The sequence below is a fragment of the Agrobacterium sp. SORGH_AS_0745 genome (assembly GCF_030818995.1).
In the GTDB taxonomy this organism is placed as follows: domain Bacteria; phylum Pseudomonadota; class Alphaproteobacteria; order Rhizobiales; family Rhizobiaceae; genus Agrobacterium; species Agrobacterium tumefaciens.
This window is the reverse complement of sequence record NZ_JAUTBI010000003.1, coordinates 2,389,453-2,404,805: the sequence shown is the minus strand read 5'-3', so window position 1 is coordinate 2,404,805 and position 15,353 is coordinate 2,389,453. Positions and strand designations below refer to the sequence as shown.

At 59.6% G+C, this 15,353-nt stretch carries 14 protein-coding genes; 5 read left to right on the top strand and 9 right to left on the bottom strand.

The window, feature by feature from the left end:
- Positions 1-17: 17 nt before the first annotated feature.
- Positions 18-290, bottom strand: coding sequence for a hypothetical protein (locus QE432_RS21475; RefSeq protein WP_019566116.1), 273 nt, complete (start codon positions 288-290; stop codon positions 18-20).
- Between the two features lie 12 nt (positions 291-302).
- A complete protein-coding gene (gene recG / locus QE432_RS21470) occupies positions 303-2,408 on the bottom strand; it encodes an ATP-dependent DNA helicase RecG (protein ID WP_306625577.1) in 2,106 nt (701 codons plus the stop codon).
- A gap of 187 nt (positions 2,409-2,595) precedes the next feature.
- Here recG and QE432_RS21465 point away from each other — a divergent pair, with 187 nt between their 5' ends.
- From QE432_RS21465 to QE432_RS21455, 3 genes are all read left to right on the top strand, one after another.
- On the top strand, positions 2,596-2,907 hold the full coding sequence (locus tag QE432_RS21465) for an FAD assembly factor SdhE (protein WP_003515739.1): 312 nt from the start codon (positions 2,596-2,598) through the stop codon (positions 2,905-2,907).
- Positions 2,908-2,910: 3 nt separating this feature from the next.
- The gene (mfd, locus tag QE432_RS21460) at positions 2,911-6,408 is read left to right on the top strand and encodes a transcription-repair coupling factor (protein ID WP_065702434.1); all 3,498 of its coding nucleotides are present in this window, start codon (positions 2,911-2,913) and stop codon (positions 6,406-6,408) included.
- 372 nt (positions 6,409-6,780) lie between these two features.
- Positions 6,781-7,125, top strand: coding sequence for a hypothetical protein (locus QE432_RS21455; RefSeq protein ID WP_306625574.1), 345 nt, complete (start codon positions 6,781-6,783; stop codon positions 7,123-7,125).
- 57 nt (positions 7,126-7,182) lie between these two features.
- Here QE432_RS21455 and QE432_RS21450 read toward each other — a convergent pair whose 3' ends face one another.
- From QE432_RS21450 to QE432_RS21440, 3 genes are read right to left on the bottom strand one after another with little or no spacing between them, the layout of a single operon-like run.
- Positions 7,183-8,115: a DMT family transporter gene (locus QE432_RS21450; protein WP_003515734.1), complete on the bottom strand. Its 933-nt coding sequence runs from the start codon at positions 8,113-8,115 to the stop codon at positions 7,183-7,185.
- A gap of 51 nt (positions 8,116-8,166) precedes the next feature.
- Positions 8,167-8,835, bottom strand: a complete 669-nt coding sequence (locus QE432_RS21445; protein WP_003515731.1) for a DsbA family oxidoreductase — start codon at positions 8,833-8,835, stop codon at positions 8,167-8,169.
- A 39-nt stretch (positions 8,836-8,874) separates the two neighbouring features.
- A complete protein-coding gene (locus tag QE432_RS21440; RefSeq protein ID WP_306625572.1) occupies positions 8,875-10,722 on the bottom strand; it encodes an extracellular solute-binding protein in 1,848 nt (615 codons plus the stop codon).
- Between the two features lie 322 nt (positions 10,723-11,044).
- Here QE432_RS21440 and QE432_RS21435 point away from each other — a divergent pair, with 322 nt between their 5' ends.
- Positions 11,045-11,698, top strand: a complete 654-nt coding sequence (locus QE432_RS21435; RefSeq protein ID WP_013636323.1) for an invasion associated locus B family protein — start codon at positions 11,045-11,047, stop codon at positions 11,696-11,698.
- A 127-nt stretch (positions 11,699-11,825) separates the two neighbouring features.
- Here QE432_RS21435 and hspQ read toward each other — a convergent pair whose 3' ends face one another.
- The 4 genes from hspQ to QE432_RS21415 all read right to left on the bottom strand — a co-directional run bounded on the left by hspQ (position 11,826) and on the right by QE432_RS21415 (position 15,089).
- A complete protein-coding gene (hspQ, locus tag QE432_RS21430; RefSeq protein ID WP_003515726.1) occupies positions 11,826-12,155 on the bottom strand; it encodes a heat shock protein HspQ in 330 nt (109 codons plus the stop codon).
- An 89-nt stretch (positions 12,156-12,244) separates the two neighbouring features.
- Positions 12,245-13,168 carry a DMT family transporter gene (locus tag QE432_RS21425; protein WP_306627112.1) on the bottom strand — a complete coding sequence of 308 codons (924 nt, stop codon included), beginning with the start codon at positions 13,166-13,168 and terminating at the stop codon, positions 12,245-12,247.
- A gap of 98 nt (positions 13,169-13,266) precedes the next feature.
- On the bottom strand, positions 13,267-14,676 hold the full coding sequence (gene glnA, locus QE432_RS21420; protein WP_003515722.1) for a type I glutamate--ammonia ligase: 1,410 nt from the start codon (positions 14,674-14,676) through the stop codon (positions 13,267-13,269).
- A 74-nt stretch (positions 14,677-14,750) separates the two neighbouring features.
- Positions 14,751-15,089, bottom strand: a complete 339-nt coding sequence (locus tag QE432_RS21415) for a P-II family nitrogen regulator (protein ID WP_003515720.1) — start codon at positions 15,087-15,089, stop codon at positions 14,751-14,753.
- 89 nt (positions 15,090-15,178) lie between these two features.
- On the opposite strand from QE432_RS21415, the gene QE432_RS21410 reads away from it, so the two are divergent.
- Entirely contained in the window at positions 15,179-15,334 is a 156-nt protein-coding gene (locus QE432_RS21410; RefSeq protein ID WP_003515718.1) for a hypothetical protein, read from the top strand.
- Positions 15,335-15,353: the final 19 nt, after the last annotated feature.

Sequence of the window (15,353 nt, the reverse complement as noted above, 5' to 3'; positions counted from 1 at the left end):
CTATTGAATGGACCAAATCAATCCTCGTCATCGAGATCATCCACCTCTGTTCCCGTCGTGGTCGCATGGAACACGGGGACGAAAAGCCGCATGTAGACCAGCCGCACGCTCCAGCCCTGTTCCAGTGCCTCGGTCCATGCCTTCTTGCGGCCGGGCTTTTTGAAGGCCTTGCCGATCGCTTTCTTCGGGCTTTTGGCGAAGGTGTCGGGTTGCAGGATGTTTTGCGGTGAGCAGAGCGCGTAGCCCTTTCTGAAGGCGGGCGGTGGGCGGCGTGGGTCGATCATGTTCATGGCGGTTCACTTTCAGCCGGCGTGCAGGAAGCGGATAGCTTCGTCGCGGCGGTGCAGATAGAGCAGGGTGCGCAGGCTTTCGCCGCGCGGGCCGGTCAGTTCGGGGTCGCGCTCGATGACATAGGCGGCGTCCTTGCGGGCGATTTCCAGGAGATCGGCATGGGCTTCGAGGCTGGCGATGCGGAAGCCCGGCGTGCCGGACTGGCGGGTGCCGAGGAGTTCGCCTTCGCCGCGCAGCTTCAAATCCTCTTCCGCAATCAGGAAGCCGTCCTCGCTGTCGCGCAGGATGGAAAGTCGGGCGCGGCCGTTTTCGCTGAGCGGCCCCTTGTAGAGCAGGATGCAGGTGGAGGCCTCGTCACCGCGTCCAACCCGGCCACGCAGCTGGTGAAGCTGGGCCAGGCCGAAACGTTCGGCATGTTCGATGACCATGATCGTGGCGTCCGGAACGTCGACACCCACTTCCACCACTGTCGTTGCCACCAGCAGCCGGGTTTCGCCGTTCTTGAAAGCCAGCATGGCGGCGTCCTTCTCCGGGCCGCTCATGCGCCCGTGGATGAGACCGATATTGGCACCGAGCATCTGCGAGAGAACCGCATGTCGTTCTTCCGCCGACATCAGGTCGGACTCTTCCGTCTCCTCCACCAGCGGGCAGATCCAGTAGGCCTTCTTGCCCTCCTTCAGCGCGGCGCGCAGCCGCTCGACGATATCGCCGATGCGCTCTGTGGGGATTGTCACGGTCTGGATGGGTTTTCGGCCAGCCGGTTTTTCGGTGAGTTTCGACACATCCATGTCGCCGAAGGCGGCCAGCACAAGCGTGCGCGGAATGGGCGTGGCGGTCATAACAAGCATATGCGGCGTGATGCCCTTGGCGGTGAGACGCAGGCGCTGGTGTACGCCGAAACGGTGCTGCTCATCCACCACGGCCAGCACGAGGTTCTTGTAACTCACGCTGTCCTGGAACAGCGCGTGGGTGCCGATGACGATCTGTGCCTCACCGGAGGCCACGCGTTCTTCGATCTCGCGACGCTCCTTGCCCTTGGTGCGGCCGGTCAGCACCTCAACCGTAATGCCCGCGGCATTGGCGAGTTTGGAGATGGTGGCGAAATGCTGCCGGGCAAGAATTTCGGTCGGGGCCATCAACACCGCCTGTCCTCCGGCCTCGACGGCGGTTGCCATAGCCATCAGCGCCACCAGCGTCTTGCCCGCGCCGACATCGCCCTGCAACAGCCGCAACATACGGTCCTCGCTGGCCATATCGGTCAGGATATCTTTCACCGAGGCATTCTGGCTCGGCGTCAGGGAGAAGGGCAGTTGCGACAGGATTTTTGCAGCAATGTCCCCCTTGGCGCGGATCGGCTGGCCCGCGACCTTGCGCAGTCTTTGCCGCACCAGCGCCAGTGACAGCTGCCCGGCCAGGAATTCGTCGTAGGCGAGCCGTCTGCGTGCCGGGGCCTGAGGATCGATATCGGCGCTGTCGCGCGGATCGTGCAACTCACGGAAGCTCGATGCCACGTCGCCGAACCCCTGCCGGGCCTTCAGCGTTTCGTCGATCCATTCGGGAAAGACCGGCAGTTTCGAAAGTCCGCCTTCAATTGCCCGCCGCAGCACCTTCGGAGACAGCCCGGCTGTCATCGGATAAACGGCTTCGACCAGCGGCAGGTTCTCGGCCTCGGAGAGCTTCACCATGAAATCCGGATGCACCATGGAGGCGCGGCCGTTGAACCAGTCCACCTTGCCGCTGACGAGAACCTCTTCATCGACGGGCAAGGCCTTGGAAAGCCAGTCTCCCTTGGCGCGGAAGAAGGTCAGCGCCAGTTCCCCGGTCTCGTCATGCAGGAAAACACGGTAGGGCGCGGAACGATTGCCTGGTGGAGCTGGCTGATGCCGGTCGACACGTCCCTGGATGGTGACAATGGCGCCGGGAGCGGCAAGCGCGATGCCGGGGCGGTTGCGCCGGTCGATGACGTTTGATGGTGCGTGGAACAGAAGATCGATCACGCGGGTGTCGTCGGCATTTTCCCGGCTCAGCAGTTTGGCCAGAAGGTCGGCAAGCTTCGGCCCCACACCGGCAAGGGTGGAGACGGAAGCAAATAGCGGATCGAGAATGGCGGGACGCATGCTCAGCAAAATCGGGGAAGGGGACGCGTTATGCAAGACGTGGCGCCCGACAAAGGCTGTTTATCACCGGCAGATTTTAGCCGCCGTGGCATTATTTCGATAAAAACCGGTTCCAAGCGTTCGCCTCCTGTTCTATAGGAGGGCGCAATCAACATCCTGTTGAATAGCCAACCGAAAGGTGAATGCGATGACTGGACTGGTGCGCACGAGCGCCGACCTCGATCCGAGGCGCAGGCGGATACTTTACCGCTGCTGGCACCGGGGCATTCGCGAGATGGATCTGGTGCTCGGGCAATTTGCGGAAGACAATATTGCCGGGCTTTCCGACGATCAGCTCGACGAGCTGGAAATCATCATGGCGGAAGAGGATAACGACCTCGTCAAGATGGTGACAGGTGCCCTGCCGGTGCCGGAAAAATTCCAGACCCCGTTGTTCGAGAAGATCGCCTCTTACCGTCCCGATTTCGATCTCGTCACAGCCGAAACCCTGAAGGCCTGAAACATGATAGCCGGATTCGATGCAAAGCTGGTGGCGTCGGCCGATACGCCGCTGACCATCGGAAACGTGCCCTCCGGCATGGAAGCCCTACTGCTCGCCGATATGGCGCGGGCGGGAACATCGGTGGCTTACGTGATGTCGGACGGCCAGCGGGTCGCCGATCTCGAACAGATTCTTGGTTTTGTCGCGCCGGATATTCCGGTGTTGACGCTGCCGGCCTGGGATTGTCTGCCTTATGACCGCGTGTCACCGAGTGCGGACACCTCGGCGCGCCGGCTCGCGGCACTTGCCGGCCTCATCAATCACGCCAAGAAACCGCATCCGGCCATCGTTCTCGTCACCGTCAACGCCATGCTGCAGAAGATGGCGCCGCGCGACGTTATCGAGAGCCTGGGCTTTTCGGCCAAGCCCGGCAACCAGATCCGCATGGAGGACATCGCCGCGCGGCTGGAGCGCAACGGTTTCGACCGGGTGGCGACGGTGCGTGAAGTGGGTGAATTCGCCGTGCGCGGCGGCATTCTCGATGTCTTCGTGCCGGGCACCGAAGAGCCGGTGCGGCTCGATTTCTTCGGCGATACGCTGGAAAGCATCCGCACCTTCGATCCGGCCAGCCAGCGCACCATCGCACAGGCGCGCTCGCTTGATCTCAATCCGATGAGCGAAGTGACGCTGACGCCGGATACGATCGGCCGGTTCCGAAAGAATTACCTGTCGCTATTCGGTGCGGCGACGCGCGACGATGCGCTTTATCAGGCTGTCTCCGAAGGTCGCCGTTATGCCGGTATGGAGCACTGGCTGCCGCTGTTTTACGAGGAGCTGGAAACCGCCTTCGATTATCTCAGCGGTTTCCGTATCGTCACCGACCATACGGCGCGCGAGGCGGCGAAGGAACGCTCCAAGCTGGTCCTCGATTATTACGAGGCGCGGCGGGCTTCCGGCGAGACCAAGGGCTCGACGCAGGGCGCGCCATACAAGCCGGTATCGCCTGGGCAAATCTATCTCGACGGCAAGAGCTTCGAGGCGGCGCTTGCGAGCGTCAATGCGGTGCGGCTGACGCCCTTCAACGAACACGATAGCGAAGGCCGCCCGGTTGCGACGCTTGATGCCCATGTTGGTCCGCGCTGGGCACGTCCACCGACGGAAGGCGACAGCGAAGAGCGGGTCAATGTTTTCGATCTGGCGGTAAAGCACATTGCCGAGCGCCGGGCCAAGGGCTGGAAGGTTTTGATCACCGGCTGGTCGGAAGGTTCGCTCGACCGGCTGTTGCAGGTCTTGAACGAACACGGGCTTGAAAAGATCAAGCCGGTGACATCGCTGAAAGAGGTGGAGAAACTCGGCAAGGGTGAGGCGGCTTCGGCAGTGCTGAGCCTCGAAGCCGGGTTTGAGACCGGAACGCTCGCAGTCATCGGCGAGCAGGATATTCTTGGCGACCGCATGGTGCGCCGTTCCAAGCGCCGCAAGCGCGGCGCGGATTTCATCGCGGAAGTGGCGGGGCTGGACGAAGGCTCGCTCGTGGTTCACGCCGAACACGGCATCGGTCGCTTCGTCGGTCTCCAGACCATCGAGGCAGCGGGCGCGCCGCGCGCCTGCCTGGAACTGCATTATGCCGACGACGCCAAGCTGTTCCTACCGGTCGAAAACATCGATCTTCTCTCGCGTTATGGTTCTGATGCCGCGGAAGCCACGCTCGACAAGCTCGGTGGCGGCGCATGGCAGATGCGCAAGGCCAAGCTCAAGAAGCGCCTGCTCGATATGGCCGACGAGCTTATCCGCATTGCAGCCGCGCGTCTGGTGCGCCACGCGCCGGCGCTTATCGCACCGGACGGGCTTTACGACGAGTTTGCCGCCCGTTTCCCCTATGACGAGACCGAGGACCAGCTGAACGCCATCGACGCTGTTCGCGACGATCTCGGTGCCGGGCGGCCGATGGATCGCCTGATCTGCGGCGATGTCGGTTTCGGCAAGACCGAAGTGGCCTTGCGCGCCGCTTTCCTTGCCGCCATGAATGGCGTTCAGGTGGCGGTGGTGGTGCCGACCACGCTTCTGGCGCGACAGCATTTCCGTACCTTTTCCGAACGGTTTCGCGGTCTGCCGATCCGGGTGCAGCAGGCCTCGCGCCTTGTGGGTTCGAAGGAGCTTGCGCTCACCAAGAAGGAAGTGGCTGATGGAAAGACCGACATTGTCGTCGGCACCCATGCGCTGCTCGGTGCGGGCATAAGCTTCGCCAATCTCGGCCTGCTGATCATCGATGAGGAGCAGCATTTCGGTGTGAAGCACAAGGAGCGGCTGAAGGAGCTGAAAAGCGACGTGCATGTGCTGACGCTGTCGGCAACACCCATTCCGCGCACCTTGCAGCTGGCCATGACCGGCGTGCGCGAGCTGTCGCTCATCACCACGCCGCCAGTGGACCGCATGGCGGTTCGCACCTTCATTTCGCCCTTCGATCCGCTGGTAATCCGTGAAACGCTGATGCGCGAGCATTATCGCGGTGGCCAGAGCTTCTATGTCTGCCCCCGCCTTGCCGATCTCGCCGATATCCATGCATTCCTGCAGTCGGATGTGCCGGAACTGAAAGTGGCGGTGGCGCATGGCCAGATGGCGGCGGGTGAACTCGAAGACATCATGAACGCCTTCTATGACGGCAAATACGATGTGCTGCTTTCGACCACCATCGTCGAATCCGGCCTCGACGTGCCGACCGCCAATACGCTGATCGTGCATCGTGCCGACATGTTCGGTCTCGCCCAGCTTTACCAGCTGCGTGGCCGTGTCGGTCGTTCCAAGGTCCGCGCCTTCGCGCTGTTCACCCTGCCGGTCAACAAGGTGTTGACGACGATGGCGGAGCGGCGGCTGAAAGTGCTGCAATCGCTCGACACACTCGGCGCCGGTTTCCAGCTTGCCAGCCACGATCTCGATATTCGCGGCGCGGGCAATCTGCTTGGCGAAGAACAGTCCGGCCACATCAAGGAAGTCGGTTTCGAGCTTTACCAGCAGATGCTGGAAGAGGCCGTGGCCGAAGTGAAGGGTGACGAAGAGGTGCGCGACAGCGGCTGGTCGCCGCAAATCTCGGTCGGCACCTCGGTGATGATCCCGGAAGACTACGTGCCGGATCTGCATCTGCGCATGGGTCTCTACCGCCGTCTCGGCGAGCTTGCGGATATAGGCGAGATCGACGGTTTCGGCGCAGAAATGATCGACCGTTTCGGCCCGCTGCCGAAGGAAGTGCAGCATCTCCTCAAGATTGTCTACATCAAGTCGCTCTGCCGCACGGCCAATGTGGAGAAGGTGGATGCCGGGCCGAAAGGCGTTGTCGTGCAGTTCCGCAACAAGGAATTCCCCAATCCGGCAGCGCTTGTCGGTTACATTGGCAAGCAGGGCTCGATGGCGAAAATCCGCCCGGACCACAGCCTGTTCCTGAACCGCGATCTGCCGACGCCGGAAAAGAGGCTGGCGGGTGCGGCGATGGTCATGACGCAATTGGCGGAGCTGGCTCGGTCGTAGATTTAAGCCTTTGGGGGGGGCGGTGGGTGTGGCTTACCCCCTCTGCCCTGCCGGGCATCTCCCCCACAAGGAGGGAGATCGGCAAGACGCGCTGTCACCACTTCATTCTCTAACGTTGATATAGGCAAAACCTTGCCGCATATCGATCTCCCCACCTGTGTGGGAAATGCCCGGCAGGGCAGAGGGGGTAAGCCACCCATCGTCGGCTCATTTCCATTAGCCAATCCCTCGAAAACTCCACTCACTGCCTTCAGCGAAAATTACCGCGATGTAACGAAACGGACATGTATCGGTAGTCTTCGCGGGCGTAATCTTTCCTTCATACCCGGTGCGGCGGATCGTAAAGCCGCCGGGTCTTGAAGGAGCAGGACGATGTGGACCAACATCAACAGGTTTGCCACCGCTGGTCTGGTTGCTTTGACAATTGCGGGCACCACAATTGCCACCACCAGTCAGGCGGAAGCGCGCAATAATTTCGGCCGCGGCCTTGCCGCCGGGATCGCAGGAACGATCATTGGCGGAGCGCTCATCGCCGGGGCAAGGCATCCCGGTTACGCTTATGGCCCCGCTTATTATGCACCGGCCTACGGTCCACCCGTCTACGCCGCGCCAGCTTATGGACCGCCTGTTGTTTACCAGCCGGTTTATCCTCGCTGCCACGTGGCCTGGCGACAGAACGCCTGGGGCGACATGTATCGGGTCTGGGTTTGTGATTGATCGAATGCCATGCCAGCGACGCAAACATGCGTCGCTGGTTCTCATGCATTTTCGACTTTAGCGCTCGTCTTCCGGCGTGATCCCGACAGCCACATTCTGGTCGGTCGCGGCGATGGAGGCGGGAAGCGGCACTTTTCGCTGCTTCTCGCGGATCAGCGTCAGCAAGCCGGAGCCCACGATCAGGGCGATGCCCATCAACATCCAGCCATCAATGCGGTCGCCGAAGATCAGGTAACCGAACAGGATGGCCCAGAGCATCTGGCTGTATTGCGTTGGGCCGATCATGGCGGCGGGCGCATATTGGGCAGCATACATGACAAGCACGTTGCCAAGCGCGCCGAGTAGGCCGTATCCCGCCAGTAGCAACCATTGTTCGCCGCCCGGCATGATGAAGGTCGGCACCATGGCGATGCCGCTGATGGTAAGACAGCCCAGGACGCCGGCCCCATACAGCGAGACGTTCTTTTCCGACGGACCCATGGCGCGGAAGATGACGATGCTGAGCGCGCCGCTGAAGCCGCCGATGATGGCGCCGATATGGCCGATGCCGAGTTCACGGAAACCCGGCCGCAGGATGACCAGCACCCCGAGGAAACCGATGATGACCGCAGACCAGCGGCGAATGCCCACCTGTTCCTTCAAAAACACCACCGACATGATGGTGACGAACGAGGGAAGCAGGAAGATCAGCGCAAAGGCTTCGGCCATGGAAAGATGGGTGAAAGCGGTGACGCTGCCGACGGCACCCGTACCGGCGGCAAAAAATCGGATGATCCATAAAGGCCGGTTGGTCGTCTTCACCACATCCACCCAGCGATCATTGCGCTTGCGGATGAAGGGCAGGGCGATGAGGCCGAACAGGGCGCCGAAGAAGGCCGATTCGATCGGCGAAATCTGGCCTTCTATGAGTTTAACGCTCGCGTCGCTCCAAGCGTAGGCAGCGAAGGCGGCAAAGGCAAGCAGAATGCCTTTCAGGGTCTGGTCGGACACGGGAAAACACCAACAGTTTATCGATTACGGCAAGCTGCCGGTGTTCGACCGTCAGTTCATCGACTTATGCTCGTCCGCCTTGATTTTTGCAATATCCCGCAGTGCAGCAATCAATACATCAGGCGTTTGTGCACCGCTGATGGCGTATTTCTGGTCAACGATAAAGAACGGTACGCCGGAAACACCCATTTGCTGCGCCGCGTCAATTTCGGCAATCACCGTGTCCTTGTCCGCATCCGACGCCAGAAGTCGTGTTACCACCTTGGCGTCCATGCCCGCCTTTTCGGCGATATCGGTCAGCACGGCGTGATCGCCGATATTGCGGCCTTCCTCGAAATTCGCCTTGAACAAAGCGGTGACGATCCTCTCCTGAACGTCACGGCCTTCAGCATGGGCCCAGAGCGACAGGCGATGTGCGTCGAGCGTGTTCGGGCCAATCTTGATTGCATCGAAATCGTAGTGGATGCCGACCTGTTTTCCGAGTTCCACCAGCGAGGCATGGGCCTGCTCGAGACGCTCCTTGCCGAGCTTTTCCTCAAGCGCGGCCTTCTGGTCAACGCCTTCAGGCGGGTAATCCGGGTTGAGCCGGTAAGGTCGCCAGTTCACGTCGACGCTGATTTCGTCCTGCACCTCGGCAATGGCAAGATCGAGCCTTGCCTTGCCCAGATAGCACCAGGGGCAGACCATATCCGATACGACGTCGATAACGATGCGTTCCATGGCTTTATCTTCCGTTGTCTTGGACCGGGCAGGGGCGGGTTATTGTGCCCGCGCATCCCACCAGGTCTGTTTCTGATTGCCTGATATCGGGGTCATATCCGGGCGGTCGATATATTTCCAGCGCGCTATCCATTGCGCGCCGATGTAGTAGAGCGGAATGACATAGTGGCCGGCGACGAGAAGACGATCATAACCACGCACTGCCGCCTGAAAATCCTCCGTGGATCGGGCCTGCAACAGGGCCTCGATCATGCGGTCGATGTCGGGGCTGGCCGCACCCGCATAGTTGAAGCTGCCCTGCGCATCCCGCGACAATGAACTCCAGCGGTTGAGCTGCTCGGCGCCGGGCGAGAGCGATGAGGGCAGGGACCGGATGATCATGTCGTAATCGAAGCTGTTGGAGCGTGCCTGATATTGGCCATCGTCAACGGAGCGGATGCCCATGGCGACGCCGATCAGGTTCAGCGAACGCTGATAGGCAAGCGCTATGCGTTCCTGCGCCGGGTTCTGCGTCATGATTTCGAATGCGAGCTGGCGGCCATTGGCGTCGGACATCCTGCCGTTCTTGATGCTGTATCCGGCCTCTTTCAGCTTATCGACGGCGAGCTTCAGGACCTTGCGGTCCGCGCCGGTCCCGTCGGTGGTGGGCATGGCGTAGGTTCCCGCCAGAAGTTCCGGCGGCATGCTCTTGGCCGCATCGCCAAGCAGCGCAAGTTCGCGCTCATCTGCGGCATTGCCATAGGCGCCGAGCGCTGAGTTCTGCCAGTAGCTTTGCGTACGCTTGAATGCGCCGCCGAGAATGTTCTTGTTCATCCACTCGAAATCGAGCGCATAGGACAGGCCCTCACGCACCTTTTCGTCTGCAAAGACCGCGCGGCGGGTATTGAAGACAAGGCCGAACATGCCCGATGGCAGGCGCGGCTGGAACACATCCTTGACAATATCGCCGCGATGAACGGCGGGGAAGTTGTAGGCCTGGCCCCAATGGGACGTATCGGAGGTGCCGTTGATGGCGTCGCCTTCGGGATAGATGTCGATATCGCCTTTCTTGAAGGCCTCGAACATGGTGGTGACCTGAAGGAAATAGGTGATGCTGATCTCGTCGTAATTCTCGAAGCCGACCTTGCTCGGGGTATCCTTGCCCCAATAGTCCGGGTTTCGCTCCCAGATGATTCGTTCACCCGGTCGCAATGTCTTGATTCGGTATGGACCCGAGCCGACGACAGCGCCGAGGCCCGCCTGCTCGAATTTTTCCGGATCGATCGCGTGTTTCGGCAAAATCGGGGTGGAAGAGGCGAGAATGAGCGGCGTTTCGCGGTTCGCCTTGTCGTTAAAGGTGAAGCGGACGCCGTGTTCGCCGATCTTTTCCAGCTTCGCCACGCCGTCTAGGCGGCTGTTGAACGGCGGACGGCCTTTTTCCTTCAGGAGATTGAATGTGAAGATAACATCGTCAGGCGTCACCGGCTCGCCATCCGACCACTTGGCCTTGGGATTGATGTTGAACTGCGTGAAGGTGCGTTCCTCGTCCCACTCCACGGTTTCCGCAAGCAGGCCGTAAAGGCTGAAAGGCTCGTCGCTCGAGCGTTGCATCAGCGGCTCGTAGAGGAGATTGCCGAATTCAGGGTCCCAGACGCCGCGCGCCGTGGTGCGCATTCCCTTGAGAACAAAGGGGTTGAGGCTGTCGAAGGTGCCGACGACACCGTAGGATATGCGACCACCTTTTTTCACGTCCGGATTGACATAAGGGAAGTGCCGGAAGTCGGCGGGAAGTGCCGGCGTGCCGTGCATGGAAATGGCGTGAAGCGGCTGCGCCAAGGCAATTTCCGGAGAAAGCAGGGCCGTTCCCCAAAGAAACAATGCGGGGATGAGGGCCGCAAGCTTGCGCATGTCACTATCCTGTCTCAACTGTCGGTCCGTTTTGTCGTCGTGGTCGGTTATCGTCATGATTGGTTTTTTGTTATGATTCTGGCGAATATGTAGCACAAGCCCATGGCTGGACCCATGCGAGGGCGGGAAATCTTGGGTTGCCTCAAGAAAAAGTTAAAGAAGTGCTGGATATCGCCGCGAACGGCATGTAACAGGGTGGCCGGAAGAGACGGGTCACGCATTTGCCTCATTTAAACGACAGTTGAACGGGCAGAAGGATACCGCCATCGGCGAGCAGGACCCGCGGTTCTGTTCTGGCAGACATTCAGGAGACGGAACTCTTATGATGCAAAAGGCAAACACATTCACCCGGACAGCTCTGTCCGCTCTCGTTCTTTCCCTGGGCGCGGTTTCCGCTCCGGCCATCTCGCAGGCACAGGATGCTCCCGCCAATCAGGGCGCTGGCGCTCCGCCGCTCGGCTGGTTCAAGACCTGCTCGAAGCAGGAAGACAACGATGTCTGCGTCGTGCAGAACGTGGTTCTTGCCCAGAACGGCCAGATGATCACTGCCGTCGGCCTCATCACTGTCGAGGGCAAGGTCAACCGCAAGCTGCTCCAGGTTTCCGTTCCGACCGCGCGCCTCATTCCCCCGGGTGTGATGATGCAGATCGACGGTGGCAAGGGTCAGAAGCTCGATTACGCTGTTTGCCTACCCGACAAGTGCACGGCCGAAGTTCCGCTGACGGACGCCATGATTGCGTCGCTGAAGAAGGGCAACGAGATCGTCTTCACCTCGATCAACTTCCGCCGCGCGCCGAACCCCATCAAGATCGCGCTTACCGGCTTTACCGGCGCTTATGACGGCGCGGCTATCACCCAGTCGCAGCTCGCAGAAAGCCAGCGCAGCCTTCAGGAAGGCATGCAGAAAAAGGCCGAAGAGGCTCGCAAGAAGCTGGAAGCTGCTCAGGACGCCGCGAAGGGCGCGCCGAAGCCCTGATCTCTTTACGAGAACACGAAAAAACCGGCCTGTTTTCAGGCCGGTTTTTTTATGCGCGGTTTTGATCCGACGTATTTTCAGTCAAAGCGCACAGCGCCCTTATGACTGTTGTCAAATCGGGCCTGCGCTAATGCGCGAGCGACATCTTCGGCCGCCACTCGCCGTTGGGCGCCTTGTCGAACATCCGCTCGATATTGCGGTTGCGGAGCGGCGCCTCGTTTTCATCGTGGACGAGGTTCTGTTCGGAAACGTAAGCGACATATTCTGTCTCATCGTTTTCCGCCAGAAGATGGTAGAAGGGCTGGTCGCGCTCCGGGCGAATATCGGCAGGGATGGCGTTCCACCACTCTTCCGTATTGGCATATTCCGGATCCACGTCAATCACCACACCGCGGAACGGAAACACCTTGTGGCGGACGATCTCGCCAAGCGTAAATTTTGCGTCTCTTTGTTTCATGGTATGAACTTCCTTTCCCACTAATAGTTGGGTGCGGAATGGGAAATATCAAGGGCTAGCGGTATTCGGCCCTTTTTCCCGTGATGCTCTTAAGCGACCCTGCGGCCGATCGGTGCGGTGGCGATGACGACGCCGCCGGTAACCAGTACGATCCCGATGGCGTGATATGTTTCAAACGTTTCACCAAGGAAAAGCGTGGCCATGACAATCGAGACGGGTGGCATCATGTAAAGCGTGATGCCTGCCGTGGCGGGGCCGAAAACGCGGACCGTATGGGTGAAGCAATAAAAGGCAAGCAGTGAGGCGAACAGGATGATGCCGCCGATCTTGGCCCAGGCGATGGCCGTGGCCGGCAGCAAGCCACCATGCGCCAGTTCCACCGCTGCCGGCGGGAGCAGGACCAGCGCGCCGGAGAAGGCGATGAGGCCAAAAAGGCTGAACGAGGCCATCTGCCGCGCCGCGGGATCGCGCAATAGCAGCGAATAGACCGCAAACGCAATCGCTGCCGTCAGAATGGCAAAATCGCCAATGTTGAATTTCATCTGCCAGAGCGCGGACAGATCGCCCTTGAGCACGATTGCCGCCACGCCCGCAAAAGCGATGATCATGCCCGCCACTTCGAGCCTGCGGATCGGGCGGCCCTGAAAGATGCGCTGGAACAGGATGATGAATAGCGACGAAGTCGTGTAGATCAACGTACCGTTGGCAGCCGTCGTCATTGTGAGGCCCCAATAGACCACGCCACCGCAGACGCCCATGCCGAGAATGCCAAGAACGAGCCAGAGCAGCGTTTTCTGGCGCACAAAGGCGATGCAGTTCCGCCAGTCGGCGATCATGAACGGAGCGATGATGAGGCTCGATCCGATCCAGCGAATGAAGGCGGCAATGAAGGGCGAGACCTCGCCGATGACGCCGCGGCCGAAAATGATGTTGCTGGAGAAAAAGAACGGTACCGCCAGAAAGATGAGCCAGTCCGTGAGGCGCGTTTGCTGAGAGGCTGGCTTGATCGACATTGTTCGCGACATGGCTGGGCATCAAAAGAAAACGGCGGCTTTCCAGGGGAAAACCGCCGAGCGGGAAGGGACGCCTCTAAAGGCGTCCCAAATGCCGGTCAGGCAGAGTAGTACATGTCGAATTCGACCGGATGCGGGGTCATTTCGAAGCGCATGACTTCCTGCATTTTCAGCTCGATGAACGAGTCGATCTGGTCGTCGTCGAACACGCCGCCGGCGGTGAGGAACTTGCGATCCTTGTCGAGGCTTTCCAGCGCTTCGCGCAGCGAGCCGCAGACGGTCGGGATCTTTTTCAGTTCCTTCGCAGGAAGGTCGTAAAGGTCCTTGTCCATTGGCTTGCCGGGATGGATCTTGTTCTTGATGCCGTCGAGGCCGGCCATCAGCATGGCCGCAAAACCGAGATAGGGGTTCTGGGTCGGGTCCGGGAAGCGGACTTCGACGCGCTTTGCCTTCGGGTTGGAGCCGAAGGGAATGCGGCACGATGCGGAGCGGTTACGGGCGGAATAGGCCAGCAGAACCGGAGCTTCATAACCCGGCACCAGACGCTTGTAGGAGTTGGTGGTGGGGTTGGTAAAGGCGTTGATTGCCTTGGCATGCTTGATGATGCCGCCGATGTAGTACAGGCAGTTTTCAGACAGGCCGGCATATTCGTCGCCAGCAAAGGTCGGCTTGCCGCCCTTCCAGATCGACTGGTGCACGTGCATGCCCGAGCCGTTGTCGCCGAAGATCGGCTTCGGCATGAAGGTTGCCGTCTTGCCATAGGCATTGGCGACCTGGTGCACGACGTACTTGTAGATCTGCATCTTGTCGGCGCTGGATACCATGGTGTCGAACTTCACGCCCAGCTCGTGCTGCGCGGAGGCGACTTCGTGGTGGTGCTTTTCGACGACGACGCCCATTTCAGCGAGAACCGTCAGCATTTCGGAACGCATGTCCTGCAGGCTGTCGATCGGCGGAACCGGGAAGTAACCGCCCTTGACGCGTGGACGGTGGCCAAGGTTGCCGGTTTCGTAATCCGTGTCGTCGTTGGACGGCAGTTCCGATGAATCCAGCTTGAAGCCGGTGTTGTAAGGGTCTGCCTTGTATTTCACGTCGTCAAAGACGAAGAATTCCGGCTCGGGGCCAACGAAGATGGTGTCGCCGATACCGGAGGCCTTGAGGTAGGCTTCGGCCTTCTTGGCGGTGCCGCGCGGGTCGCGGTTATAGGCTTCGCCGGAAACCGGGTCGAGAATGTCGCAAAGGATGACGAGGGTCGACTGGGCGAAGAACGGATCGGTATGGGCAGTTGCCGGATCGGGCATAAGCACCATGTCGGATTCGTTGATGGCCTTCCAGCCGGCGATCGAGGAGCCGTCGAACATGACGCCATCGGCGAACATGTCTTCGTCTACGCAGACAACATCCATGGTGACATGCTGCAGCTTGCCCTTGGGGTCGGTAAAGCGCAGGTCCACGAACTTGATGTCGTTATCCTTGATCTGCTTCAAGATATCGTTTGCGGTCGTCATTTAAACGTTTTCCTTGAGTGTGGTGGTGACGAGGTGAAAAACCTGAGCCTCCCCGGCTCAGGACCTGGTTCCGATTATATGGCGTCCACGCCTGTTTCACCGGTACGGATTCGGATGACTTCCTCGACGTTGGAAACGAAAATCTTTCCGTCGCCGATACGTCCGGTCTGTGCCGCATTGCGGATAGCCTCAATGACGGCTTCCGCATTTTCGTCCGCCAGTACGACTTCGACTTTCACTTTCGGCAAAAAGTCCACAACGTACTCTGCTCCGCGGTAGAGTTCCGTGTGGCCCTTCTGACGACCAAAGCCTTTTGCTTCCGTGACCGTGATTCCCTGAAGTCCGACTTCCTGAAGGGCTTCCTTCACTTCATCGAGCTTGAAAGGCTTAATGATCGCTTCGATCTTTTTCATGAGAAAATATCTCTCCGCTTCTCCCGTTAAAGCAGGTTATTCCCGCTCTGCCACAAGAATGCACGTATTGTGCCAGATCGGAAGCGGGCTTGAAGAAAAAACTTCGCTTGCCCGGCTTTCTGGCACAAAATGCATTCGCTTTTTGTGGTTTTCCAGCCAATTTCTCGCCAAAACCCGAAAAATCCGTCATCAATTCTGTCGGTTTTCCTTATTTTAGTTATGTTGAATATTTTGGAATGCACTGACGGCGTTTTGTTGATTTGT